General features: G+C 48.5%; 40 protein-coding genes and 1 tRNA gene. 34 read left to right on the forward strand and 7 right to left on the reverse strand.

What is annotated here, in order from left to right; genetic code table 11:
• Window positions 1–3 precede the first annotated feature (3 nt).
• The 3 genes from AC6I3O_RS05380 to AC6I3O_RS05390 all read right to left on the reverse strand — a co-directional run bounded on the left by AC6I3O_RS05380 (window position 4) and on the right by AC6I3O_RS05390 (window position 2,762).
• Complete coding sequence (locus AC6I3O_RS05380; protein ID WP_016222687.1) at window positions 4–810, reverse strand: ExeA family protein; 807 nt, start codon at window positions 808–810, stop codon at window positions 4–6.
• Window positions 810–2,078: a DDE-type integrase/transposase/recombinase gene (locus AC6I3O_RS05385; RefSeq protein ID WP_497850015.1), complete on the reverse strand. Its 1,269-nt coding sequence runs from the start codon at window positions 2,076–2,078 to the stop codon at window positions 810–812. The genes AC6I3O_RS05380 and AC6I3O_RS05385 overlap by 1 nt, the downstream gene beginning before the upstream one ends.
• A 90-nt stretch (window positions 2,079–2,168) precedes the next feature.
• A complete protein-coding gene (locus AC6I3O_RS05390) occupies window positions 2,169–2,762 on the reverse strand; it encodes a DUF6431 domain-containing protein (RefSeq protein ID WP_497850016.1) in 594 nt (197 codons plus the stop codon).
• Between the two features lie 257 nt (window positions 2,763–3,019).
• Between AC6I3O_RS05390 and AC6I3O_RS05395 the strand changes: the two genes are divergently transcribed.
• Together AC6I3O_RS05395 and AC6I3O_RS05400 are read left to right on the forward strand one after the other, a co-directional pair.
• Complete coding sequence (locus AC6I3O_RS05395) at window positions 3,020–3,499, forward strand: FtsX-like permease family protein (protein WP_497850017.1); 480 nt, start codon at window positions 3,020–3,022, stop codon at window positions 3,497–3,499.
• A 29-nt stretch (window positions 3,500–3,528) separates the two neighbouring features.
• Entirely contained in the window at window positions 3,529–4,167 is a 639-nt protein-coding gene (locus AC6I3O_RS05400) for an ABC transporter ATP-binding protein (protein WP_497850018.1), read from the forward strand.
• On the opposite strand, the gene AC6I3O_RS05405 is transcribed toward AC6I3O_RS05400, so the two are convergent.
• From AC6I3O_RS05405 to AC6I3O_RS05415, 3 genes are all read right to left on the reverse strand, one after another.
• On the reverse strand, window positions 4,062–5,429 hold the full coding sequence (locus tag AC6I3O_RS05405; protein WP_497850019.1) for a recombinase family protein: 1,368 nt from the start codon (window positions 5,427–5,429) through the stop codon (window positions 4,062–4,064). The two genes, AC6I3O_RS05400 and AC6I3O_RS05405, sit on opposite strands and share 106 nt — an antisense overlap.
• Window positions 5,430–5,566: 137 nt before the next feature.
• A complete protein-coding gene (locus AC6I3O_RS05410; protein ID WP_497850020.1) occupies window positions 5,567–6,253 on the reverse strand; it encodes a hypothetical protein in 687 nt (228 codons plus the stop codon).
• Window positions 6,254–6,326: 73 nt separating this feature from the next.
• On the reverse strand, window positions 6,327–6,854 hold the full coding sequence (locus AC6I3O_RS05415; protein WP_497850021.1) for a helix-turn-helix domain-containing protein: 528 nt from the start codon (window positions 6,852–6,854) through the stop codon (window positions 6,327–6,329).
• A 184-nt stretch (window positions 6,855–7,038) separates the two neighbouring features.
• Between AC6I3O_RS05415 and AC6I3O_RS05420 the strand changes: the two genes are divergently transcribed.
• The 3 genes from AC6I3O_RS05420 (at window position 7,039) to AC6I3O_RS05430 (ending at window position 7,877) form a co-directional block, all read left to right on the forward strand.
• Window positions 7,039–7,455, forward strand: coding sequence for a hypothetical protein (locus AC6I3O_RS05420; protein WP_497850022.1), 417 nt, complete (start codon window positions 7,039–7,041; stop codon window positions 7,453–7,455).
• Window position 7,456: 1 nt separating this feature from the next.
• Window positions 7,457–7,522: transfer RNA gene (locus AC6I3O_RS05425), tRNA-OTHER, on the forward strand.
• 154 nt (window positions 7,523–7,676) lie between these two features.
• The gene (locus AC6I3O_RS05430) at window positions 7,677–7,877 is read left to right on the forward strand and encodes a hypothetical protein (protein ID WP_160227362.1); all 201 of its coding nucleotides are present in this window, start codon (window positions 7,677–7,679) and stop codon (window positions 7,875–7,877) included.
• A 19-nt stretch (window positions 7,878–7,896) separates the two neighbouring features.
• On the opposite strand, the gene AC6I3O_RS05435 is transcribed toward AC6I3O_RS05430, so the two are convergent.
• Entirely contained in the window at window positions 7,897–8,061 is a 165-nt protein-coding gene (locus tag AC6I3O_RS05435; protein WP_497850023.1) for a hypothetical protein, read from the reverse strand.
• A 91-nt stretch (window positions 8,062–8,152) separates the two neighbouring features.
• On the opposite strand from AC6I3O_RS05435, the gene AC6I3O_RS05440 reads away from it, so the two are divergent.
• From AC6I3O_RS05440 to AC6I3O_RS05580, 29 genes are all read left to right on the forward strand, one after another.
• Entirely contained in the window at window positions 8,153–8,329 is a 177-nt protein-coding gene (locus tag AC6I3O_RS05440; RefSeq protein ID WP_004069576.1) for a hypothetical protein, read from the forward strand.
• 40 nt (window positions 8,330–8,369) lie between these two features.
• Entirely contained in the window at window positions 8,370–8,651 is a 282-nt protein-coding gene (locus AC6I3O_RS05445) for a hypothetical protein (RefSeq protein WP_497850024.1), read from the forward strand.
• A 17-nt stretch (window positions 8,652–8,668) separates the two neighbouring features.
• The gene (locus AC6I3O_RS05450; protein WP_243259810.1) at window positions 8,669–8,833 is read left to right on the forward strand and encodes a hypothetical protein; all 165 of its coding nucleotides are present in this window, start codon (window positions 8,669–8,671) and stop codon (window positions 8,831–8,833) included.
• 34 nt (window positions 8,834–8,867) lie between these two features.
• Window positions 8,868–9,905, forward strand: a complete 1,038-nt coding sequence (locus tag AC6I3O_RS05455; protein ID WP_497850025.1) for a hypothetical protein — start codon at window positions 8,868–8,870, stop codon at window positions 9,903–9,905.
• Between the two features lie 27 nt (window positions 9,906–9,932).
• Window positions 9,933–10,379, forward strand: coding sequence for a hypothetical protein (locus AC6I3O_RS05460; protein WP_497850026.1), 447 nt, complete (start codon window positions 9,933–9,935; stop codon window positions 10,377–10,379).
• Window positions 10,380–10,768: 389 nt separating this feature from the next.
• Window positions 10,769–11,656 (forward strand): rolling circle replication-associated protein, encoded by an 888-nt coding sequence (locus AC6I3O_RS05465; protein WP_497850027.1) that lies wholly within the window; start codon window positions 10,769–10,771, stop codon window positions 11,654–11,656.
• Window positions 11,653–11,949: a hypothetical protein gene (locus tag AC6I3O_RS05470; protein WP_497850028.1), complete on the forward strand. Its 297-nt coding sequence runs from the start codon at window positions 11,653–11,655 to the stop codon at window positions 11,947–11,949. The genes AC6I3O_RS05465 and AC6I3O_RS05470 overlap by 4 nt, the downstream gene beginning before the upstream one ends.
• Before the next feature lie 3 nt (window positions 11,950–11,952).
• Complete coding sequence (locus tag AC6I3O_RS05475; RefSeq protein ID WP_497850029.1) at window positions 11,953–12,156, forward strand: hypothetical protein; 204 nt, start codon at window positions 11,953–11,955, stop codon at window positions 12,154–12,156.
• Between the two features lie 30 nt (window positions 12,157–12,186).
• The gene (locus AC6I3O_RS05480; RefSeq protein ID WP_004069561.1) at window positions 12,187–12,402 is read left to right on the forward strand and encodes a defense against restriction DarA-related protein; all 216 of its coding nucleotides are present in this window, start codon (window positions 12,187–12,189) and stop codon (window positions 12,400–12,402) included.
• 18 nt (window positions 12,403–12,420) lie between these two features.
• Entirely contained in the window at window positions 12,421–12,990 is a 570-nt protein-coding gene (locus AC6I3O_RS05485; RefSeq protein ID WP_497850030.1) for a DNA cytosine methyltransferase, read from the forward strand.
• Window positions 12,923–13,648 (forward strand): DNA cytosine methyltransferase, encoded by a 726-nt coding sequence (locus AC6I3O_RS05490; RefSeq protein ID WP_369910826.1) that lies wholly within the window; start codon window positions 12,923–12,925, stop codon window positions 13,646–13,648. The genes AC6I3O_RS05485 and AC6I3O_RS05490 overlap by 68 nt, the downstream gene beginning before the upstream one ends.
• A complete protein-coding gene (locus AC6I3O_RS05495) occupies window positions 13,641–14,108 on the forward strand; it encodes a hypothetical protein (protein ID WP_004069557.1) in 468 nt (155 codons plus the stop codon). The genes AC6I3O_RS05490 and AC6I3O_RS05495 overlap by 8 nt, the downstream gene beginning before the upstream one ends.
• A 6-nt stretch (window positions 14,109–14,114) precedes the next feature.
• Window positions 14,115–14,777, forward strand: a complete 663-nt coding sequence (locus tag AC6I3O_RS05500; RefSeq protein ID WP_004069555.1) for a DNA methyltransferase — start codon at window positions 14,115–14,117, stop codon at window positions 14,775–14,777.
• A gap of 15 nt (window positions 14,778–14,792) precedes the next feature.
• Window positions 14,793–15,143, forward strand: coding sequence for a DUF7768 domain-containing protein (locus AC6I3O_RS05505; RefSeq protein ID WP_004069553.1), 351 nt, complete (start codon window positions 14,793–14,795; stop codon window positions 15,141–15,143).
• Window positions 15,140–15,508 carry a hypothetical protein gene (locus AC6I3O_RS05510; protein ID WP_369910823.1) on the forward strand — a complete coding sequence of 123 codons (369 nt, stop codon included), beginning with the start codon at window positions 15,140–15,142 and terminating at the stop codon, window positions 15,506–15,508. The genes AC6I3O_RS05505 and AC6I3O_RS05510 overlap by 4 nt, the downstream gene beginning before the upstream one ends.
• On the forward strand, window positions 15,498–15,665 hold the full coding sequence (locus tag AC6I3O_RS05515; RefSeq protein WP_004069549.1) for a hypothetical protein: 168 nt from the start codon (window positions 15,498–15,500) through the stop codon (window positions 15,663–15,665). The genes AC6I3O_RS05510 and AC6I3O_RS05515 overlap by 11 nt, the downstream gene beginning before the upstream one ends.
• 18 nt (window positions 15,666–15,683) lie before the next feature.
• The gene (locus AC6I3O_RS05520) at window positions 15,684–16,256 is read left to right on the forward strand and encodes an HD domain-containing protein (protein ID WP_369910822.1); all 573 of its coding nucleotides are present in this window, start codon (window positions 15,684–15,686) and stop codon (window positions 16,254–16,256) included.
• Window positions 16,253–16,468 carry a hypothetical protein gene (locus AC6I3O_RS05525; RefSeq protein ID WP_004069547.1) on the forward strand — a complete coding sequence of 72 codons (216 nt, stop codon included), beginning with the start codon at window positions 16,253–16,255 and terminating at the stop codon, window positions 16,466–16,468. Before AC6I3O_RS05520 ends, AC6I3O_RS05525 begins: the two co-directional genes overlap by 4 nt.
• 5 nt (window positions 16,469–16,473) lie before the next feature.
• A complete protein-coding gene (locus tag AC6I3O_RS05530; RefSeq protein ID WP_004069546.1) occupies window positions 16,474–16,902 on the forward strand; it encodes a VRR-NUC domain-containing protein in 429 nt (142 codons plus the stop codon).
• Window positions 16,903–16,905: 3 nt separating this feature from the next.
• Window positions 16,906–17,130: a hypothetical protein gene (locus tag AC6I3O_RS05535; protein WP_497850031.1), complete on the forward strand. Its 225-nt coding sequence runs from the start codon at window positions 16,906–16,908 to the stop codon at window positions 17,128–17,130.
• A 13-nt stretch (window positions 17,131–17,143) separates the two neighbouring features.
• On the forward strand, window positions 17,144–17,479 hold the full coding sequence (locus AC6I3O_RS05540; protein ID WP_004069544.1) for a hypothetical protein: 336 nt from the start codon (window positions 17,144–17,146) through the stop codon (window positions 17,477–17,479).
• Window positions 17,480–17,493: 14 nt separating this feature from the next.
• Window positions 17,494–17,718 carry a hypothetical protein gene (locus tag AC6I3O_RS05545; RefSeq protein WP_004069542.1) on the forward strand — a complete coding sequence of 75 codons (225 nt, stop codon included), beginning with the start codon at window positions 17,494–17,496 and terminating at the stop codon, window positions 17,716–17,718.
• Window positions 17,715–18,248 (forward strand): hypothetical protein, encoded by a 534-nt coding sequence (locus AC6I3O_RS05550; RefSeq protein WP_004069540.1) that lies wholly within the window; start codon window positions 17,715–17,717, stop codon window positions 18,246–18,248. The genes AC6I3O_RS05545 and AC6I3O_RS05550 overlap by 4 nt, the downstream gene beginning before the upstream one ends.
• Before the next feature lie 13 nt (window positions 18,249–18,261).
• Window positions 18,262–18,471: a hypothetical protein gene (locus AC6I3O_RS05555; RefSeq protein WP_004069538.1), complete on the forward strand. Its 210-nt coding sequence runs from the start codon at window positions 18,262–18,264 to the stop codon at window positions 18,469–18,471.
• Window positions 18,458–18,637, forward strand: coding sequence for a hypothetical protein (locus AC6I3O_RS05560; RefSeq protein WP_004069536.1), 180 nt, complete (start codon window positions 18,458–18,460; stop codon window positions 18,635–18,637). Before AC6I3O_RS05555 ends, AC6I3O_RS05560 begins: the two co-directional genes overlap by 14 nt.
• The gene (locus tag AC6I3O_RS05565) at window positions 18,618–18,857 is read left to right on the forward strand and encodes a hypothetical protein (RefSeq protein ID WP_004069533.1); all 240 of its coding nucleotides are present in this window, start codon (window positions 18,618–18,620) and stop codon (window positions 18,855–18,857) included. The genes AC6I3O_RS05560 and AC6I3O_RS05565 overlap by 20 nt, the downstream gene beginning before the upstream one ends.
• Before the next feature lie 136 nt (window positions 18,858–18,993).
• The gene (locus AC6I3O_RS05570) at window positions 18,994–19,200 is read left to right on the forward strand and encodes a hypothetical protein (protein WP_004069531.1); all 207 of its coding nucleotides are present in this window, start codon (window positions 18,994–18,996) and stop codon (window positions 19,198–19,200) included.
• Between the two features lie 105 nt (window positions 19,201–19,305).
• Entirely contained in the window at window positions 19,306–19,731 is a 426-nt protein-coding gene (locus AC6I3O_RS05575; protein ID WP_004069529.1) for a hypothetical protein, read from the forward strand.
• Between the two features lie 93 nt (window positions 19,732–19,824).
• Window positions 19,825–20,589, forward strand: a complete 765-nt coding sequence (locus tag AC6I3O_RS05580) for a ParA family protein (RefSeq protein WP_004069527.1) — start codon at window positions 19,825–19,827, stop codon at window positions 20,587–20,589.
• Window positions 20,590–20,611: the final 22 nt, after the last annotated feature.

The raw sequence follows: 20,611 nt of genomic DNA on the forward strand, positions 1-20,611 counted from the left end.
CTCCTATCCGAGATTCTGGCTGCTGACAGAAGCCAGGATGACATCCGTATCGATCACTTTCTTGTCCATCTGTGCCCCCAGAGTCAGCGCGTCGGTCATCAGGTTGTCCACCAGGCGGGGGCTCCCCTGGGAGTGACTGTGGACGGCAGAAAGCGCTGCCTGGTCGATGATGGAGGCTGCGCCTCCGGCACAGGCGATCTTGTGGAGGATATACTGCGCCACTTCCGAGTCTGAGAGACCGGAAAAGTTGTAGTGTACGGTGATGCGCTGGCGCAGGGCCTCATGGACGGGCTTTTTCAGGGTGCTGTTCAGGTGGGGCTCCCCACAGAGGATGAGCGTGAAGCAGTTCAGGGAGTCATACCCGTAGTTCATGAGCATCTTGATATCCTCCAGGATGCCGGTGGAGAGGTATTGTGCCTCATCGACTGCCAGGAGGAGGGGCTGCTTCTTGTCCTTGTAGAGGTAGAGTATCTGCTCCTGTACGGCGCGGAACATCCCAGGCTTGCCGCCCCTTGGCTCTAGCCCCAGAACAGAGCAGAGCTGGCGGTAGAACTCCATGACGCTGACCGTGGAGAGGCAGATGTACTCCATATGGTAGAGGTTGGGGTTGAGGCACTTTGCGAAGCAGCGCAGTGCGAAGGACTTGCCCATGCCGGGGCGTGCGGTGAACAGCCCGATTCCCCTTGTGTCCTTGAGGTAGTCCAGCCGGGACGTCATTTCCGAGATGTCCTTTGAGAGGAACCGGTCCTTTTCTCTTGCGTTCTGTTTGTCAAAGGGATTGAAGGAAAGCCCATAGTAGGAACGGAACATCAGCTCTCACCCCCGATCCTTGAATAATCGATGGACGGCGTGTTATTGCGTTTCGTCCTGCAGTTCTCGTTTTTATCCGTAGGCCGGATGGGATAATGTTCCCCCTCATAAAGGATGAAGGCACTGGACATGTCGTCTGGCAGGAAGCGGATATCCACTTTTGAAGAAATGAACTGCATGGGAACGTCATAGGACACCTTGTCGATGGAGACGGTAGAGTCCTTGTTCACCTTCCTGGTGATGCGGTTCAGGAAACATTCCTCCAGCCACTCCCTGGACTTAGGGTTCCGGATGGAGGAGCGTGTCTGCTGGTAGCGGTCCATGGGCGTTGTGCCGATGCCGGAATGGACAGATGTATTGTAGGTGCGCATATAGTCCTTAAGCAGCCTGTTGAACTGTGCCAGCGTGGTGATGGAATCCAGATCCAGCGTATAGAGCCAAGTCTCCTTGAGCGTTCTGAACTGGCGTTCTATTTTGGCTTTGGAAGCACCATCACGAATTTTTGTGTGTAAAAGTACGGTGCCGATGGAGCCGCAGATGAGGGAAAGCTGCTCATTCGAGTAACTGCAGCCATTATCGACATAGAGCTTTGCCGGGATTCCATGGGCTGCCACAGCGTCCTTCAACACCTTCTGGAAGTTATAGGCATTATCGTTATAGAAGAGGCCGCCGCCCACCAGAAAACGGGAATGGTCATCAATAATCATGATGCAGTAGACTCTCCTGCGCTGGCCGTGCTCCGTGATATAAGGCAGGTAACAGGTATCGGCCTGCCACATCTTCCCAAAGGCGTCTTCTTCAAATGCCTTCCTGTCCCGCATGCCGGGGTTGCGTGCCGATTTCAGGTCATGTTTCTTGACGAAGCGCTGGACGGCGCAGACGCTGACTGTGGCAGGGATGAAGGCTTCTTCAACGAGGTGCCGGTGGATCTGTGTAGAGTTCAGCCGTGGGAAGGCCTCCTTGAGGCGGTAGATCTCCTCAATGGCCGTGTCTGGGAGAACCCGGGTGGAGCCCTTATCGGAACGCTCCTGCGGCAAGAGGGCGTCGATGCCGCCGTTCTGGTAGAGGGACACCCATTTGCTGAGGGTCTTTGGGCTGTACTGGAATACCGAGCCGTCAGGCAGAGTGAGCGGTTTTTCGGTGATACGCTGGTAGTAAGCGTTCCTGGACGCATCCGGATAAAGGCCATGGATGACCGGCGCTATGAGAGCGAGGCGGAACTGTGCCATGGCGGCTGCGTCCGAAAGGTTTTTGGGATTGTTGTCCATAAAAATGTCCTCCTTAGGTGGTTTTCCACCATTATGCAGGAGAGAAGGGAGGGAAGCCATACCCGTGGCGTGTGGCCGACGGAAAAAGGGTCAGGGGCCGAACACCTGCTGGCAGTAAAGTGCCGGGTTTTTATGGGACTGGAGGAAAGACTTTGTAAAACGGCGGACAAAGGCGGAGGCGAAATCCGAATAAGCCGGCTGCGTGAGCAGGGACTTCAGGAAGGAAAGGCCGGAAACCTCCATGGAGGAAAGCACGCCGAGCCAATCTTCCTTCTGCACCCGAAAGAGCTGCAGCCACCGGCGCAGCTGGGAAAGGGTGATGCAGAAGCGTTCGCATAGCCTTTCCACAGTGGAAAGGCGCAGGAAATACTCCGCCAGGACACGTAGAAGGAAGAACAGGCCATAGCCGGAGTAGGGAATGATGAAGTCCGGGAGGATGGCATGGGTATGGCCACAGGTACAGATGAGGCGCATGATGCAGAGGCTGTGGCGGACCTGGGTGCCGCCAATGAAGTCCACCAGGGAGCGGTCATAGTAGGCATGGATGCGGCAGGATCCCTTTACCCCACAGCAGGGACAGGTCTGTAGTTCCGAACGGAATCCAGCCATAAAGGAATCGAACAGGATCTTTGATGAACTTTTTATACGAACCAGCTTGCAAAACAGGGAGTTTTCTCTTATCATAGTATATGTCGGTGTTGCCGGAGCCTCACGAGTGGGATACGATCCCGTATATGGCAGGCACACTGGTATGTGAGAGAAAGAACGAACTGCGGAAGGGGCTGTTCTTTCTCTTTTTTTCGTTCCATAAAAACTATATCGGAATGACATGGGATGGTCAAGAGGAAAACGTGCCGCCTCCTGCAGCACACTTTTATAGACAGTGTTTAAAAACTGAGATTATAATTTGACGTTTTTGTGCGGGAGATAGGAACTTTAATTTGCTGGGCTACAACCCTTCCATTGATTATATGTCGGATGACAGTGCAAGAAGAGGCGCGGAAGAGAATCGTACCATGATTTCCTTTGTAGGAGGATTGACAGGCGTTATATTTGGAATCATTGGCATACTCAATTTGATCAATACAATCATTACCACGATTATCGCCCGAAGACATGAGTTTGCTACGATGCAGAGTATTGGTATGACAGACCGTCAGCTTGTCCGCATGATAACTTATGAAGGGATTTATTATGCAGCCGGTGCAGGTGTTTTCGGCCTGACGGTATCGGTATTGCTGGGATTCACGGTAGTGCGTGAATTGGTGAGTGGAATCTGGTATTTTACTTTCCATTTTACATGGATTCCGGCGCTCGTTAGCTGTGGAATATTGTTTGTGGCATCGGCGGTCATACCTTCCATAGCATTATATTTGTTTAATAAAGGCAGTATTGTAGAAAAACTTCGGGTAACAGAGTAAAAGTGTTGGACGAGAAGGAGGAGATTTTTATGAAGAGCATTTTAAAGGCCAGGGGGCTGAAAAAATATTATGGTAAAGGCGACACAATGGTAAAAGCATTAGATGGAATTGATTTAGAAATTGAACATGGAACATTTACTGCAATTATCGGTACTTCCGGAAGTGGGAAATCCACTCTGCTCAATATGCTGGGAGGATTAGATACACCTACGGAGGGAAGTATTAAAATCGGCAATACGGAGCTGGCAGAATTAAAAGGGGAACAAGCAACGATTTTCCGTCGGAAGCAGATCGGATTTATATTTCAGAACTACAATCTCATTCCTGTTTTGACAGTATGGGAAAATATTGTATTCCCAATTTCGCTGGATGGACGACAAACCGACAGGGAGTTTATTATGCATGTTGTGAATTTACTGGGGTTAAAAAGCAAACTGGATAGCCTGCCGGGAAATCTTTCCGGAGGGCAGCAGCAACGGGTAGCAATTGCACGTGCATTGGCTTCCAAACCAAGCATTATTTTAGCGGACGAACCGACGGGTAGTGTCAAGTTAGTACAACACTACCCGAAAGAAATACCCGTGATATTATTTTCACTGTCAATGCGTATTTCAGAGATAACAGACCGCCACAGTGTACGCTTTTCTTCACGGGTCAGCGATTCATAAATATTCTTAAAATCAGATTGCAGCAGCTTTTCCACGGCTTCAAAGTCGGGCGGGGCTTCTGCTGCGGGTTCCGGGAGCTGCCGGAGTGCCGCCGTATATATTTCATAGTCCTTTTTGTATTCTTCAATGTCAATCAGCTCATTCACATATAATTCTTTTAGTTTTGTCAGCTTTCTTTTCAGGGCGGCTTTATCTGTCCGCAGGGCAGCTTTTTTCTTTTCTGCCGCTTTTATTTCCCATTCCAGCCGGACCCGGCGCAGTTCGGATTCCATGTTGTCAAAAAGCCATTTTTCAATCATATCTTCCCGGACGGATTTATTGTGGCTACACCTGCCCCGCTGAAAGTGCTGGTTACACCTGTAATAATAATATTCCCGTGTTTTATAGCCGACAAGGTTGTGGCTACATTCAGCGCACTTCACGATTGAAGTAAAAATATAAACCTTGCCGGACGGAGCGGAACGGGAATTTCTTTTCAGGAGGGATTGAACCTTGTCGAATTGTTCCCGGCTGATGATTGCCGGGCAGAAGTTTTCATTCTTCCTGCCGCCCCGGTCATAGATTCCAGTGTAAAGCGGTTCTGACAGCATACGCCGGAAAGTTGCGTCACACCAATTCACGCCGTAAGTTTCCCGGATATGCTTCACGGTTCCCCGCTGGCTGACGGTGCTTTCAAAGTGATTGAAAGCGTCTTGCACAATCCCGGCTTCTTCCGGCACGACTTCCAGCCGCTTTTCTTCATTGACCCTGTACCCGAACGGGCAGGAGCCGGAAACGACGGTTCCGTGGGCAATCTTGCTGTCAAATACAACGTCTATCCTTTCCCCGCAAATATCGGCTTCATTCTGGGCGATTGACAGCTTGACATTGATATATAAACGCCCGTTTGCGCTTGTCGTGTCGTATTCTTCATCTATTGTCTTCCAGTCGCAGCCGTGCGCCTGTAGTATTTCCATGACCTTGTAATAATCAGCGACGGACCGAAACCAGCGGTCAAGGCGGCAGAACAGAAGCAAGTCAACTTCATCACGCTTCACGGATTCTATCATTTTTTGAAATTCTGCCCGCTTGTGCATATTCTTTCTTGCGGTTTTCGCAGCGTCGATATATACCCCGGTCACAATCCAGCCTTTTTCCCGTGCGTATGCTTCAAGGCGTTCTTGCTGGGCTTCAAGGGACAGTCCCTTTATTTTTTGTTCTTCCCCTGATACCCGGATATAAAGGGCGACACGGACAAGCGGCGGCAATTCCTTATTTTTCATAGAAAATCACCTGCATTTCCTTTAATTTCCCGCCCGCAGATGATATAATCAGAATTGCAGACGGTATGTTGTATCTGGTATGATATACTTTGCATTGCGGCGGCAATATTCCCAGTATTGCCGCCGCTTCCCTTTCTTCATTCAGTTTCAGTGTAGCTATAATTTCCGTTATCGTCACGAACCCAAAGACCGTATGCGTCAAGTATACTGCCGTCCTTGTCGAGTTCACCATAAAAGGCAGATGAAATGTCAGAGCCGGAAAAGCAGATACCCGTATCAGAATAACCCATAATAGAAACCCAATTATAACCAGAATCGGCAACTACATTGTCAGCAAATTCTTTCAGCATATCAGGGGTAATTTTTTCAAGATTATCATTCGTTATACGAATGAACGCATATTCACCAATGACAGTATCGCCGGAACCGTTCATAACGTCTTTTACAGTAAGTTCAGAATCCATTAAAAAATTGTGAAGAACAGTTTCAGGATATATTTTATCTTTTTTGTTATAGACTTCTGAAATAGTGTTTTCGTCAAGGTAGACTTCTAAAGTATTCAGACCGTAATTGACATTATAAAAGCCGCCCGAAGTGTTTTTGGTGACAGTGAAAAAGCTGTCAACACCACATTCAGAAGCAAGAACAATAAAAAGTTCGTCGGCTTCTTCTGCGGTTACGCCAGTAGCAGTTTTCAAGCCGGAAATACTGGATTTATAAAAATCATATTTTTCAGTAAGCTCCGCAGATTTAGGAGTGGAAGAGCCGCAGGAACAAAGCAAAAGGCATATAAGGAACGAAAGAACAAAAGATATTTTTTTCATTGTAAAAACCTCCATAATCATCATAAATTTTGAGAAAAAGCCCGGTAGAGCTTACGCAGCCCCACCGGGCTTTTCATTGGTTTGAAACAAGGCTATTGCCGTTTGCGCTTCCGGGTTCCGTGTCTGCGGTGGTACTCAAAGCAGAGTTGCCCGCTTTTTGTGCAATCTTGGAGCGACTTTTTATATATGCCGCTTCCGCTTCTTCAACGGTCATTTCTGGAAGTTCCGCAGATTCAGCACGGGAAGCGGTCAAGCGTTCTTTGAAGTGCTGAACCAGCATTGCCCGTATATCGGGTTCAAGTTCAAAGTACGCTTTCATAATGTCAACTTCTAATTCAGTCCCGCCCCGTTGCCGTACAAAGTCGTCAAGGCTGAAAGTCGGTGCTTGTATGTACATGGGTTCTGTACCGTTCCGAAGCCAGTCTTCATTGAGATTAAACGCCATACAGATAGATTTGAAAACTTGTTCTTTTATGGTTGCGCCGTCTTTCTCAATATAACTTAGACCGGTTTGTTTCATGCCGATTGCGCTGGCAAAGTCCGTCTGGTTCATCTTCAAAACTTCTTTACGAAAATGCCGTAAGCGTCCATTGATTGTCATGGTATTTTTTCACCCCCTTTCTAACGGTGTAAATTAAGAATAGCAGTACCCGCTAAAAAAGTCAATAGAAATATTAAAAAAACTATTGACAAATAGCGGGGACTGTTATAATATATCAACATAGACAGCGGGAACCGCTAGAAAATAGCAAAAAGCATTATAAATAAATCGGAGGTAAAGCCCTATGATGAAAATTGAATTTGAAGCACTTGCAGGATATGAAGTAAGCGTATCAGACTATGACAATATCATTGAACCTATGTACATGGCTACAAACTTAAACAAAGCGGAGTTTGTGAAGGTTATCTGCAAAGAAAGATTTGCACTGAAAAGCCGGGAAGAGCTTATTCAGGAAATGAAGGGGATTGCGGAACACTTAAAGCAGACCTGCGAACACTTCACGGACTATGAAGCGGAAGAAAAGCTGAAAGAGCTTGCAGAGGAATACAAAGAGCGGTTCGGACCCTACAAGGGCGGCTTCTTCCTGAATACACGGTACACGCTGGAACATTTAGGGGAGTGCCGGGGCTGTAGTTATCCGGCAGAACTTGAAGTATTTGACGGCAAATATCACACGACAGAGAAAATCAAAATCGCATAAAGGACCGGGAGCCGCACGGGGCAGCAGGTGAAGACCTGCGGGGCGGGTCCGATTCCCGCCCGGTTCAATCGGGGGCAAGCCAGACCCCTAAAAATAAAGCACTGTCAAACGGGCAGCGGTTACACCAGCTAAAAAGTGTATAGTCGGACAACAAGTTTTCCGGGCAGGCGGTTTTTTAAGGTGAAAAGCGGCAGCGGCGGTGCGGAAAGGAACGGGCAGAAATGGAAAGAGATGTGCGGATAACCAACGGCGTGACATTTCAAAAAAGAATAGTGTCAGACGACCCGGACGCATACGCAGAAGTCAATCTGAAATTTGAGGGATTGCAGGAAAGCAGGGTTGCAGAGCTGCGGGACTTATTCAATAAGTTTGCCGCAGAGGTAGAAGGAATGTTGCTTGAAGATACCAGCCTGTATGTGTAGCACAGGCTGGCGCAGGAAATCATTTCACAATTTCTTTTATGAGTTGTTCAAAATCACGGGAATTGAAAATGTTATAAATTGCAGACACTAAAATTTTTTCAATTTCTTCTTCTGGAACGGAAGACCCGTGCTTTTTAACAGCGTCGTTCACGGCTTTTTTAATAAAGCCCCTTTGAAGCGGCATGACATACACCCCCTTTTTCAATGGAATTGCCGCCCGGCAGCGGTACTTCCATTGTATCAGGGGACAGAGGAAAAGGGAAGGAGGAAGAAAGATGGCAGAGGAAAAGAGAACAGAAACCATGATTGCACAGGAAGACGGCAAGGAAGCTGCGGAGGTTATGGGCTTCATGGAAATGCTGGACAATCACGAAAAGCGGGAATTTCTTGCTTTCATTCAGGGCGCAAAGTTCGTGAAAAGCCTGCCTGCCGGGGCAATCGGGACAGCATGACACGCCCGCCCCGGCTGCGGGCGTGAGAAAGGAAAGGAACATGAAAAAAGCAAAACGGGCGGCGGTCAGGGCTGCAATAGTCCTGACGTGCGCCGCTGCCGGGTACGGTGCGGGAAGGTATGCAGGGCGGCAGGAGCCGCAGGAGAGCCGGGAACCGCAGGCGGGCTATATACTGATACACACGACGGACGGGGAAGCGTGGGGCTTCTACGGTGATATGGAAATATCACACGGAGCGGACGGCGGGGACATTGATATTGATATGTCAGGCTGGCTTGTCGGGTCAACGCATGATTGCTATAACCCGGACCCGGAGGAATGACGCAGGAGGTGGCGCACATGAAAGAAGGGATTGCGGCAGCAGGCGTTCAGGTGGAAGGAACTTTCAACGTGCAGCGGTTCTTTGAAACGCTGGCAATGATTCTTTCTCGGAAAGAAAACCTGTCAATCAAAGTGACGGTGCATGAAGAAGGAGAACAGCAGCCGGAAAAGGCGGCTGTATAAATAAATCATACCAGATACAAGGAGGAAAAGAAGAATGTCAAAAATGACAGCAGAACAGGAAAAGGGCATTTTCAAAGCGGCGGTTGTCGTGAATGATGAAGCCGGGCTTCCCAACTACATGACAATGTTTTACATGGAGCCGGGAACCTACAAGGAAGAGGACGTGCCGGAAGTGTTCAAGGTAAACGGGGAGATTATGGCGGCTATTCTCATTTCACAGTATACGAATACCGTAATTAACGGAATACCCGTTTCCCTGCCGTATCAGAAGCCCGTTGAAAGTATGGGGCATGATGAATCGGCGGCAGCTTGCCGGAGAAAAGGACCCGGCTGGCACTTAATGACAAATGCAGAATGGGTTTACCTGATGAAAGACGCAGCGGCAGCAGGGCATATTATCAGCGGTAACACGGACTACGGGAAGAACGCTGACGACCCGGAGGAAAAGGGGTATTGTTACGACGGTTACACGGTTCTGACTGGGACAGAACCGCTTGCATGGAGCCACGACGGAACGCCGGAAGGGGTTTTCGGACTCTGCGGGAACTTTTGGGAGCGTGTGGCGGGCTTGCGCCTGCATAAAGGCGTAATTGAGTATATCCCGGACAATAACGCAGCGGCAGAGGACTTCAAGCCGCAGGACCCGGCGTGGGTAGTTGCACGGACAGAGGAACCGGGGGAAGAAGGGCTTCCGTTCGGAAAGCCGCTGTATCTTGACGCACAGTGCGGAAAAGTCGTGCTGACAGATGGGCAGATTGCCGGGGGCTGGAACGGTTGCCATATGCGGGATTTGAAGCTTGCCGGGAGCCTGAAAGAAGTCCCGGACATTGTACATAGACTGGGGATATTGCCGCAGAACTGGCAGCAGGAGAAAGCGGGGATATGGGCTGACAGTGAACTTGAAGAAGCCGTGCCTTTCCGGGGTTCGAGCTTCGGCAGCACTTCCAACGGTGGAGTGGCGGCGTTGTACTTGGACCACGCCCGTTCTGGCGTCAACTACTTTGTGTCCTTCCGTTCCGCTTTATACCTGAAAGACTGGAAACTGGTAACTGATTTACTGGGGCGGGCGTGATAACGACCGCAGAAGGGAAGGAAAGCAATGTATACAGGATTGAAAGACAAAAACGGAACGCCGATTGAAATAGGCGACAGGACCCGGCTTGTACTGCCTGACGGAGAAGTACGGGAATTTGATGTGCGATTTAAGACAGTGAAGCGTACAAGATTAAAGACGCTTCCGGGGTTTGAGCCGGAAGAAGTAGAGCTTTCTATAACAGGCGTTGTCTTCTGCTGGCAGGGTAACGATTTATTCCCGTGCGTTGATGAAAACGGCGTGTCTGACGTTGAAAAAATGGAAGTATTAGAAAAACCGAAATTTCCGTATGTTGTCGGTCAGCCCGCAGCGATTTTTCATGAAGGAAAGTGGCATGAAGGGACGATTGAAGCAGGGTACAGGTTTTGTGACGGAATAGTGACAATCAGGACGGAGGACGGAAAGAAATTGTGGTGCGGGGAAAGCAGGAAAGAGCTATACAAGCCGTTGTAACCCGCAGGAAAAGGACACAACAAAAAGCCTTTGAAGAAGTGCCGCAAACACATTCAACAAAGGCTTTTCGCTAACATTTTTTAATAAATCAAGTCATGTTTATTATACCATGTTGGCGGTGTAAAAGCAAGCAAAATCAGCGGGAAAACCGTTGAAAATGCCGGGTTTTTATCCCGGAAAGCGGGCTTGTATGGGGTATTAACATTCCTACGAATAGTATATATATACTTGCGTAAGTTAGATATAGAATATATACTTGCGTAAGATAATATATATTATATACTTGCGTAATACATGGATAATAAGCAGGAGGGAAGGAAGGAGAAGGGGGAGAGTCCCCGCCCGGAACATACCCACGCCACACAGGTATAAGGACAGCAAAGGAAGGTGTGGTTGCATTGGGTAAAGTGTTCATGAGGGAGAAGAAGGTGGACTGCGGGCAGTATCGGGAAGCAGATATAATACCCCGGACGGAAAAAGCGGATAAGGTGGCAAAGGGGAAGAGGGGGAAGCGTAAGAAGGTAACGGAGCCAAAGCAAAAAGACCTGAACGAAAAGAACGCCAAAAGGTATCTGGTTCAGTTAGGGAATGGGAATTTTGGCATAGGTGATTTACACGTTTCCTGTACATACGATAAAGACCACCTGCCGGACAGCATAGAGGAAGCGGAAAAGATAGTGAATAACTACTTGCGCCGGATAGCATACAGGCGGGGGAAGTTAGGGATGGACCCGCTGAAATATATCCTTGTGACAGAATATAAATTCGACAAGGAAGGGCAGATGATAAAGCGGGTACACCATCACATTATCATGAACGGCGGTTTGTCCCGTGATGACGTAGAACTGATGTGGACGGCTGACCGCATTAACTGGAATAAGGCGCAGGACTTACAGTATAGAGCGAACATAAAGCAGATGGGGTGGGTCAATGCTGACCGCATACAGACGAACGAAAACGGCATTGAAGCCCTCTGCAAGTACATAGTAAAGGACCCACAGGGCAAGAAGCGGTGGAGTAGCAGCAGAAACCTTGTGCGCCCGGTAGAGCTTCCGAACGCTGATTATAAATACACAAAGAAGCAGATAGAGAAGCTGGCGAAGTCTGATGATTGCGGGAAAGAGTTCTTCAAGAAGCAGTTCCCCGGATATGACATTGTAAGCATTGAACCTGCCTACTACGAAGAAACGGGCTGGCACATTTACTTGAAGATGTGGAAGAAGCCGGACAAGAAGCAGAAGAAGAAAAACAGGAAATCAGGAGGGAAAAAGAAGTGATTCTGGAAGAGTTCATGCGGGGAGCTGTCCCCAGTGACAGGCTGATTATTGAGGACAGCACAGGAGAGCTTTACAGGGGGTTTGTTGCCTGCCTGGGCTATACAGGGATTGACAGGAGCCGGGAAGTAAAGCGGCACAGACTGTCAACAGACATACACAGGAAAGAGCAGAAAAGGGCAGGGGCGGCAATGTACAAAACGCCGGGGGAGAAAGTACCCGTTGAAAGTATCAGTGAATTTGCGTTTTCAGACCTTGAAATGATGATTTATACAAGGGTTGTGCTGGAGGGATAGAAAATGCTGTACGGAGAGTTAAAGAGGGCATATCCGACATACAACAGGCTTGACCCGGAAATGAAAAAGGCGGCTTCTGAAATAGCTGCAAAATACCCGTATTGCACAGAACACGTTGCAGAAATAATTGTGAAAAACGGCTTCAACAAAGAGGAAGCAGAAAAGCAGATAGAGCGGGAGTTGATTCTGGGAAAAGCAGGATTTTAAGACAGAGATTGAAGGAAGGAGCTAAAAAGAATGAAATACAAGTATTACAGTTTAGAACGCCCGGTAATGCCGGGGACATATCCGAAACCGAAAGACAATCCGGCAATGCTGATTCACAATTTCAATAGCCGGGAATATGTGCCGGAAATCGGAAGAATGGCGTGGGGATATATCGAATATGACAAGCCGCTTGAAAACAAAGATATTGACGGGTATGAGCTTATGCCAGCAGCTTTCTTTTCATAGCAGGGGAGGGCGGGGAAAATGACGTTAGGGAGCTTATTTGACGGGATAGCAGGCTTTCCGCTTGCGGCGAAGCGGCAGGGCATAACGCCTGTATGGGGAAGCGAAATTGAAGCGGACTGCATAGACATAAGCGCAAAACATTTCCCGGATATGCAGCAGTTAGGGAACATCATGGAAATAAACGGCGCAGAGATACCACCCGTTGACATTATTTCTTTTGGTTCCCCCTGTCAGAATTTGAGTGTAGCAGGGAACGGGAAAGGGCTTGCCGGGTCAGAATCAAGACTGTTTTTTGAAGCGGTCAGAATTATTGATGAAATGAGGTGTGCGACAAATGGAAAGTACCCAAAATACGCAGTCTGGGAGAACGTGGCAGGGGCTTTTTCAAACAATAAAGGCAGGGACTTTCAAAAGGTGCTTGAAGAAATCACAAAGACCGCAATTCCAATGCCTGCAAGCGGAAGATGGGCAAATGCCGGAATGGTTAGAAGCAGGGGGGGGGGGAAGTACAGCTTGGAGAATGTTGGACGCTCAATACTGGGGCGTTCCCCAGCGTCGAAAACGAATCTATCTTGTCAGAGATTTTAGAACAGACCGTGCCGGACAAATACTTTTTGAGTGCGAAAGTGTGTTGGGCTATGTTGCAGAGGGCAGAGGATATGAAACGGGATATGCCGGACAAACTGCGGATTGCGCTTCTGGAGGTAATAGCGGAGGACTGGCACAAGGCGCAGACGGACAGTTGAAGCTGAACTTTGAAGAGGGAGAAGAAAAGAAGCATACAAAGTTAGATTTTGGACGGACCGGCGACAGGATATATATTGACGCAAAACAAAGCGTGACGCTGATGGGGCGGGCAGGCGGCGGGGCGGCAAAGACGGGGTACTATCTTCTTCCCGTATATACGATTATCGGGAATGTACTGGGAAGGAAAGCGGGGAGCGGCGGCAATCAGACGGGAGTGGGGCAGGATATTTCCCCGACGCTGACAGAGAGCGACAGACACGCCGTGGCAGCCCCGGAAGAGAGCTGGCGGCAGAAATACAGGGTCCGTTCCCTGACCCCGTTAGAATGTGAACGGCTTGACGGATTCCCGGATAACTGGACGCAGTACGGGGCAAGCGGAAAGGAAATGTCAAGCAATGCACGGATAAAAGCACTGGGAAACAGTATTGCTGTACCGTGTGCAGAACGTGTCTTCCGGGGAATAATTGCCGCAGAACAGGAGGAAAGGAAAGATGGCTGAAAAGCAGAGGTTGTCCGAATCGGACACAATCATATTGTCTTTGCATGACCGATGGTGGAAGAAGATTCTGGCAGGAGAAAAGCAGCTTGAAATCAGGAAGACACGTCCTGCCGGGAAGGGTCCGTTCAGGGTTCTTGTGTATGTGACAGGGACAGGGGAAATAAAAGGGGAATTTATCTGCAATAGCTTTTTCAAAATACGGACTATCCCGGAAGTAAAGAGCCGGGCGGGATTGCTGGAAGTAGATGTTCCGGGGGCAAGCTGCCTGACCGGGCAGCAGTTGAAAGAGTACGCAGGAGAAAGCGGGAAGCCCTTGTGGGGCTGGTCAGTGTCACAGGCGAAGGAATACGACACGCCGCACAAATTAAGCCTGTACGGGCTGAAAAGACCGCCGCAGTCCTGGCAGTATTACAGAGGGGAAGACGTGCCGGACATTAAATGTAAGACAGAAAGAAGGTGAAAAAGATTGTGGAGGTATGAACCGAACACGCTTTTAAATGCGGACTGCCTGCCCGTCATGCGGGAAATGCCGGATAAGTTCTTTCAACTTGCGATAGTTGACCCGCCCTATGGGATAGGCAATGACGGACAGAAAAAGAAAGTGTGCAGCAATCCAAAGCAAAGCAGGAAGGAACACGAAAAGAAGGACTGGGACAGTAAAGGCATACCGGGCGCAGAATACTTCCGGGAGCTTGAAAGGGTATCTGAAAACCAGATTATCTGGGGCGGCAATTATTTTGTGAAGCACTTAAAAGCAGGGCATAAAGGCTGGATAATCTGGGACAAAGGGCAGCGGGGCTTGTCAATGTCAGATTGTGAAATTGCCTACACGTCGTTTGACTGCCCGACAAGGATTGTCACATTTAACCGGGTGGAACTTCTGAAAGAAGGGACGATTCACCCGACACAGAAGCCAGCGAAGCTGTATGAATGGATATTGACAAACGGCTATGCAAAGCGGGGCGACAGAATACTTGACACACACGCCGGAAGCGGTTCTTGCCCGGTTGCGTGTCAACGCCTGCGGTTTGAATGGTATGCGATAGAGATTGACGAAGGGTATTACACGGACGCAGACAGGCGCATACAGGCAGAGAAAGCGCAGCTTTCATTGTTTGACTTAATCTGACAGGAGGGAAGGGAAATGCAAAGTAAATTATGCTATATATGCAGCCCGTACAGGGGCGATATTGAGAGAAACACGGAGTATGCAAGGGAGTTGACCCGGATTGCGTTAGACTGCGGATATACGCCGATAACGCCGCACTTGTACTTGACGCAGGTACTAAACGAAGAGGACCAGGAACAAAGGGAAAAGGGGATGGCGGCAGGCACGGAGCTTTTAAGGAATTGCAGATATATCTTTATCGGAAGCAGGTACGGGCTTTCAGAAGGTATGCTTGCGGAAATACAGATTGCACTTGAAGAGGGCATAACGGAGCTTGCACAGGAGAAAGGCGGGCTTGTGGAAGTATACGGAGGGCAGCAGGCATGACAAGAGAACAGGCAGCGGACAAACTGAAAAAGCTGAAAGCCCTTGCAGAGAAGGGCGTGGGCGGCGAAAGACAGGACGCACGGCGGCTGTATGAAAAGATAAAAAGCAAATACGGGATAAGCGAAGAGGAATTAAAAGAACCGCAGCAGGACCAGCAGGAAAAGCAATTTGACGGGGACACACTCTTTCAGGCAGCGACCACGGAAACAATGCTGAAAGCAGAGCAGGAAGAGTGCGACGCTTGCCCCGGTCATTACGGGCAGGCAGAGTGTAAAGAGTGCGGGACATACGGAAACATACAAAGGCTTTCCAGACGGCTTGAAAGGCTGTCAAGGAAGAGGAAAGGGGGAAAGAATGTTTTATAGCGGCTATTCATGCGACAAGTGTGGGAAAGCCATTGAATACAGGAGAGAACCGAAAGAATGGCTCCCGTCAAAAATATATCTTGTTGAATACGCAAGGCAGAACGGATGGAGCGTGGGAAAGAAAGTCTTATGCCCTGAATGTAGAAAGAAGCATTAAAGCGGAGGAAGAAAAGGAATGAAGCAGGAAGAAACAATACAGGTATTCAGGAACTATTTCAACTACATAAAAAGACCGGGGGCGGCCGACCTTCTGCAATGGATGGACGCAAACGGCTTCTTTGAAGCCCCGGCAAGCAAGCGACACCACGGAGCGGAACCCGGAGGGCTTGCACAACATTCAATAAATGTGTGTCGGCGGCTTATACAGATGAACGCAGAGGAAGAACGGCGGCAGCAGTCTTTGAACTATGATTTGGAAACGCTGGCAATCTGCGGGCTTCTTCATGATTTATGCAAGATAGACGCATATAAAAAAGCTGAATTTGAAGGTATAACAGAATATCGGCTGACAAAAAATTTCCCTGCCGGACACGGGGAAAAGTCCGTTATCCTGATTTTACAGTTTATGCACTTGACACAAGAAGAGATTCTGGCAATCAGGTGGCACATGGGGCAGTACGACTTTTACGCAAGGGGCGGCGGGTATGATTTAGACAACGCTTTCCGGCAAAGCAAGCTGGCAGTTATGCTTCATCTTGCAGACATGATGGCGACGCATTTTGACGAACGGGAGGAAAAGAAAGAGTGAAAAGAAGTGAGTTAGAAAAGTATCTGGGAAAAGTCGTCACAATAAAGCTATTTGACAACGACGTTATCAAGGGGGAACTGCATAAAACAGGGGAAGAACAATTCAGAAATGACCCGAATTTGTACATACCGCAGAAATGCTATTTCTTAATCAATCCCCAGTCATGCCTGTTTAAGAGTTCACACGTTAAGAAGCTGACAGAAGGGAGATAGAGAAAATGAACTATTACGCAAGGCAGCAGAACCGCAGGAGAAGCGAAGCGACAGAGCAGGAAACAGTGATACAGTGGTGCGGATGGCAGCAGGCAAGCCACCCGGAACTGAAATTGATTTATCATATCCCGAACGGCGGCAGCAGGAACACGCTGGAAGCGGCGAACCTAAAGCGGCAGGGGGTAAAAGCGGGCGTTCCTGATTTATGTTTGCCTGTAGCAAGAAACGGATTCCACGGGCTGTATATCGAAATGAAGTACGGCAGGAACAAAACGACGGACAGCCAGGACGAATGGCTGGAAGCACTGAAAGAACAGGGATATTTCACGGCGGTTTGTTACGGGGCAGAGGAAGCGGAAAGGATAATTGCAGGGTATTTGCAGTTTCCGGGCTATCCTGCAATAGAGAGCCGGAAAACACAGAAGGAGGGCTAAAACATGGGAATAGATATGCGGGGCTTTAAGGTTGTTTATAAAGAGCGTGTATATAATGCGCTGAATATGTGCTGGAGGTATAATGACACGCCACCAGAGATTGAAGCAGAGAAAAAGGGGATTGCAAAGCCGAAATTTTTAACGGTTGTTACTCTGAACGAAGACGGGGAAGTGATTCTTCTGCATGATGAAGCCTGTATGTTTCAGTTTTTAAGAATCACAAATTAAAGGAGGGGCAGACGTGAACATACAAAAAGCAGCGGTCAGGGCTTCTAATAACGCCATGCGGGGCTATATCCCGCATAATGCCATAGTTTCACAGGGGGCGAAGATTGCCGCCCGGCAGCAGGCGCAGGAGAAGCCACAGAGGGGCAAGAAGGGCAGGAAACGGGAAAGGCTTACAGAGATAAGCACAGGCAGCGGAAAACCCGTTCTAAAGCAGAATGTGGGCGTTGTACGGGCTGCAAAGAAGCTATTCGAGTATGAGGAAACAGGGCTTTCCCCGTATGAAGTCCGGGCGTTGATAGAGAGGGAAAAGGCATTGACAGAAAAGGTGAAGAAAATGCAGGACTGGTGAAAGAAGGTGCGGGCATGGACCGTGAAAAATGTATTATCTGCGGAAAGACGCTGCCGGAGGACGGGCAGGGAATATGCGCTGACTGTCTGGCTGAAAAGTCAGACGAAGAAACCGCAGAGGAATTGCGGGATATAGCGGGCGTGTTAAGTATTACGGCAGACACGGACGCAAACATAAAAAAATCAATGGAAGCAATCATGCGTATTGCCTACAGGATAGACAGGAGGAAGGAAAAGTGAAAGTTGACAGGGAAAAGCCGCCGTATCTTCCGAAAGTTGCATTTGTGCGGCTTCATACGGCAGGAAGGGAAGTAAAGGACTATCGGGAAGAGTTCAAGGGGCAGGGCTTTACTTCCAATCAGTTCAAGCACATGAAGAAAGCTGATGAATTGTGGGACGGATTAGAACTATGGGTAAGCATGTGGGACTATGACAATCACGAAAGCTGGCACTTATGGAACTGGAAGAAGGAAGACGATAACCGGGTAATGCTTGCAATGTATGAAGCGGAACAATATAACCCGTTTTGCGCTTATGAAGATGATTTTGAGGGCTTCAAGGCTGACTGGGAAGCGGGAACCTATGACCCTGGCTGTACTTACACATTCCCGCTTTCTGCGGTAGAGGTTCTGGAGGTTGTGCAGGAGGAAGAGGACAACAGAAATCATGAACGGGTACAGAAAGAAGTTGCAAAGGCGAAAGAAGACGTTTTCTTGAAATGCCGGGCGACAAAGAAGAAAAGGAAATACGGGAAAAAGAAAAGAAGATAGGAGGGCGAAGGAAGTGGGGAAGAGAAAGAACAGGCATTGCCAGAGCAAACAGGAGGTATTGCAGAGAGTACGGCAGCAGAAAGCGGCAGAACAGCCGGAGAAGCGCAAGCCGCTTTTAAAAAGACAGTTGCAGACGGTAAACAGAATAAGACCTTCCGTTGAACGGGCAAGGGCGCAAATGAGGGAGAAGAACAGGAGGGAAAGCAAAAGTGATATTGATTGAAGCGGCAGCGGAAGCAATAGGATTCTTCCTGAAAGGGATAGCAGTTATTTTGCTGACAGCGGCAGCGGGGCTTGTGTTTATCATACTGCGGGAAGTTGCGTGGTATGTCAGAAAACAGAATGAAAAGAAGATGGAGGAAAAGGACAATGCAGGTGGCGGCATTTAGCGCAAGAAGCCCGTATGAAATCGGGGACAAAATTCAGGTTATTACACCAGCGGGAAAGAATCAGGAAGGGGCGTTGTATATGACGACATATGCGAAGATAACAGACATTGCCTGCACACATTTCCAGAGGGAAAACAGAGTTCTTTTTACATATGAGCTTGACGGGTCCGGGGAATACATACCGTTGATAACGGCAAAGGAAGCCGGGCTGACCGTCTGAAAACCCGTATATCTTACGCAAGTATAAAAAATAAACAAATATACTTGCGTAAGATTGTGCAGTTTGCCTATTGAAAATATACTTGCGCAAGTATATAATAAATACATAATCAATCAGGCAAACGGAGGAAAAAAGAATGAGGACATTTGAAGTCGGCAAAAGATACGGGGAACACGCAGTTGTATTTGAAATTGTAAAGAGAACGGCGAAAACAATCACATATGCGGCAATCCACCATTCAGGAAGATACAATGAAAGCAGGAGAGAAGAAAAGAAAGTGAAAATACAAAACTGGGACGGCAGGGAAGTATTTTTTGCAGGAAGTGAAACGGTAGAAGCATAAAGAGAGCCGGGAGCCGCAGAGGGGCAGCAGGTGAAGACCTGCGGGGCGGGTCCGATTCCCGCCCGGCGCATTGAATGAAATAACAGACGCAAGGAGGAAGGGCGCATGAAAAAAGCAGAATACAGCAAGTTGAAGCCGGGGGATTTAGTAGAGGTTCCTAGAACACAGTTTTCACAGCAAAGAAGGGGCTGGAATGGCTGGTTATTCAGTGAAGCAGTTGTTATCAGCAAGGGAACAGGAAACAAGAGCAAAAAGCCCGTTGTAAAGGTTCTAATGAGAACGCCGGGGAAGCGGGGAGAATACGGGGTAAATGATTACGGGGAATGTGAAAAGATATTCTTTGCAGAACACGTTTTTCAGACAAACGCAGTAAAAAACGCCGAACGCTTCATGAAAGCAGACGGAGTTGAAACAAAAGAAGCGTTCTATCAATTCATCAAAGAAGAAGACGTGACAGGCTGCGACTGGATAAAATTTCTTGTAGACAAAGGGTTTTTGTTCGGAGAAGAGCCGGGAGCTGCAGAGGGGTAGCAGGTGTGAAGACCTGCGGGGCGGGTCCGATTCCCGCCCGGCGCACTACTGGGAAAATAAAAATATCATACCAGATACAAGGAGGAAGGACACATGAAGACAATTTCTGTTATCAACTTGAAAGGCGGGGTTGCAAAGACAACTTCAAGCGTCAATATGGCGCATATCCTGAACGCCGTACACAAAAAGAAGGTTCTGCTGGTCGATAACGACAAGCAGGGGAACGCTTCAAAGTTCTTTAACCGCCACAGCTATGACAAAGCGGGCGTTGCAGAGGTAATGACGGACAGGAAAATTGACATGGAAGCAGTCATTCAGCATACGGACTATGAGGGGTTAGACATTATCACGGCAAATATGAACCTGTCAACGGCGAATCTGTCAGTAATGCTTGACCAGAGCCGCCCGCAGCAGACACGGTTCAAGAGAGCGTTGCAGCAGGTAGCGGGGCAATACGACTTCTGCATTATAGACAATGCCCCGGATATTAACATAAGCACGATAAATGCGCTAGTTGCTTCTGATGATGTGATAGTGCCGATTACGATTGACGACTTTTCACTTGATGGACTGGAAGAGCTGACAGAACAGATTGAAAACGCACGGGAAGAGCTGAACCCGGCATTGTGCTTCCGGGGGTGCTTCATTACACAGTATGACAGACTGAACGAAGCAGACCAGCAGGGGGAACAATATCTGCAAGTATGCAATAAATACCCGCTTTTTGATACGCATATCAGACGCACGGCAAAAATGAAACCCAGTACATTTGAGCGGAAGCCGATTTTGATTTATTCCAGCCGCTGCGGGGCGGCGCAGGACTATAAAAAGCTGGTTGAAGAATATCTGAAAATGTGACCGAATCGGACACGGAAAGGAA

The organism is Sporofaciens sp. St.21A7 (genome assembly GCF_059728535.1).

Bases quoted from the DNA above. Each gene is read 5' to 3' on its own strand.
- AC6I3O_RS05430 (WP_160227362.1), top strand. From the start codon at position 7,677: ATGGAAAGAGATGTGCGGATAACCAACGGCGTGACATTTCAAAAAAGA.
- AC6I3O_RS05505 (WP_004069553.1), top strand. From the start codon at position 14,793: ATGCAAAGTAAATTATGCTATATATGCAGCCCGTACAGGGGCGATATT.
- AC6I3O_RS05445 (WP_497850024.1), top strand. From the start codon at position 8,370: ATGAAAAAAGCAAAACGGGCGGCGGTCAGGGCTGCAATAGTCCTGACG.
- AC6I3O_RS05535 (WP_497850031.1), top strand. From the start codon at position 16,906: ATGGGAATAGATATGCGGGGCTTTAAGGTTGTTTATAAAGAGCGTGTA.
- AC6I3O_RS05565 (WP_004069533.1), top strand. From the start codon at position 18,618: ATGCAGGTGGCGGCATTTAGCGCAAGAAGCCCGTATGAAATCGGGGAC.
- AC6I3O_RS05385 (WP_497850015.1), bottom strand. From the start codon at position 2,078: ATGGACAACAATCCCAAAAACCTTTCGGACGCAGCCGCCATGGCACAG.
- AC6I3O_RS05480 (WP_004069561.1), top strand. From the start codon at position 12,187: ATGAAATACAAGTATTACAGTTTAGAACGCCCGGTAATGCCGGGGACA.
- AC6I3O_RS05570 (WP_004069531.1), top strand. From the start codon at position 18,994: ATGAGGACATTTGAAGTCGGCAAAAGATACGGGGAACACGCAGTTGTA.
- AC6I3O_RS05580 (WP_004069527.1), top strand. From the start codon at position 19,825: ATGAAGACAATTTCTGTTATCAACTTGAAAGGCGGGGTTGCAAAGACA.
- AC6I3O_RS05390 (WP_497850016.1), bottom strand. From the start codon at position 2,762: ATGATAAGAGAAAACTCCCTGTTTTGCAAGCTGGTTCGTATAAAAAGT.
- AC6I3O_RS05495 (WP_004069557.1), top strand. From the start codon at position 13,641: ATGGCTGAAAAGCAGAGGTTGTCCGAATCGGACACAATCATATTGTCT.
- AC6I3O_RS05475 (WP_497850029.1), top strand. From the start codon at position 11,953: ATGCTGTACGGAGAGTTAAAGAGGGCATATCCGACATACAACAGGCTT.
- AC6I3O_RS05450 (WP_243259810.1), top strand. From the start codon at position 8,669: ATGAAAGAAGGGATTGCGGCAGCAGGCGTTCAGGTGGAAGGAACTTTC.
- AC6I3O_RS05515 (WP_004069549.1), top strand. From the start codon at position 15,498: ATGTTTTATAGCGGCTATTCATGCGACAAGTGTGGGAAAGCCATTGAA.
- AC6I3O_RS05460 (WP_497850026.1), top strand. From the start codon at position 9,933: ATGTATACAGGATTGAAAGACAAAAACGGAACGCCGATTGAAATAGGC.
- AC6I3O_RS05440 (WP_004069576.1), top strand. From the start codon at position 8,153: ATGGCAGAGGAAAAGAGAACAGAAACCATGATTGCACAGGAAGACGGC.
- AC6I3O_RS05420 (WP_497850022.1), top strand. From the start codon at position 7,039: ATGATGAAAATTGAATTTGAAGCACTTGCAGGATATGAAGTAAGCGTA.
- AC6I3O_RS05485 (WP_497850030.1), top strand. From the start codon at position 12,421: ATGACGTTAGGGAGCTTATTTGACGGGATAGCAGGCTTTCCGCTTGCG.
- AC6I3O_RS05575 (WP_004069529.1), top strand. From the start codon at position 19,306: ATGAAAAAAGCAGAATACAGCAAGTTGAAGCCGGGGGATTTAGTAGAG.
- AC6I3O_RS05380 (WP_016222687.1), bottom strand. From the start codon at position 810: ATGTTCCGTTCCTACTATGGGCTTTCCTTCAATCCCTTTGACAAACAG.
- AC6I3O_RS05545 (WP_004069542.1), top strand. From the start codon at position 17,494: ATGGACCGTGAAAAATGTATTATCTGCGGAAAGACGCTGCCGGAGGAC.
- AC6I3O_RS05410 (WP_497850020.1), bottom strand. From the start codon at position 6,253: ATGAAAAAAATATCTTTTGTTCTTTCGTTCCTTATATGCCTTTTGCTT.
- AC6I3O_RS05400 (WP_497850018.1), top strand. From the start codon at position 3,529: ATGAAGAGCATTTTAAAGGCCAGGGGGCTGAAAAAATATTATGGTAAA.
- AC6I3O_RS05405 (WP_497850019.1), bottom strand. From the start codon at position 5,429: ATGAAAAATAAGGAATTGCCGCCGCTTGTCCGTGTCGCCCTTTATATC.
- AC6I3O_RS05435 (WP_497850023.1), bottom strand. From the start codon at position 8,061: ATGCCGCTTCAAAGGGGCTTTATTAAAAAAGCCGTGAACGACGCTGTT.
- AC6I3O_RS05510 (WP_369910823.1), top strand. From the start codon at position 15,140: ATGACAAGAGAACAGGCAGCGGACAAACTGAAAAAGCTGAAAGCCCTT.
- AC6I3O_RS05520 (WP_369910822.1), top strand. From the start codon at position 15,684: ATGAAGCAGGAAGAAACAATACAGGTATTCAGGAACTATTTCAACTAC.
- AC6I3O_RS05530 (WP_004069546.1), top strand. From the start codon at position 16,474: ATGAACTATTACGCAAGGCAGCAGAACCGCAGGAGAAGCGAAGCGACA.
- AC6I3O_RS05415 (WP_497850021.1), bottom strand. From the start codon at position 6,854: ATGACAATCAATGGACGCTTACGGCATTTTCGTAAAGAAGTTTTGAAG.
- AC6I3O_RS05455 (WP_497850025.1), top strand. From the start codon at position 8,868: ATGTCAAAAATGACAGCAGAACAGGAAAAGGGCATTTTCAAAGCGGCG.
- AC6I3O_RS05490 (WP_369910826.1), top strand. From the start codon at position 12,923: ATGTTGGACGCTCAATACTGGGGCGTTCCCCAGCGTCGAAAACGAATC.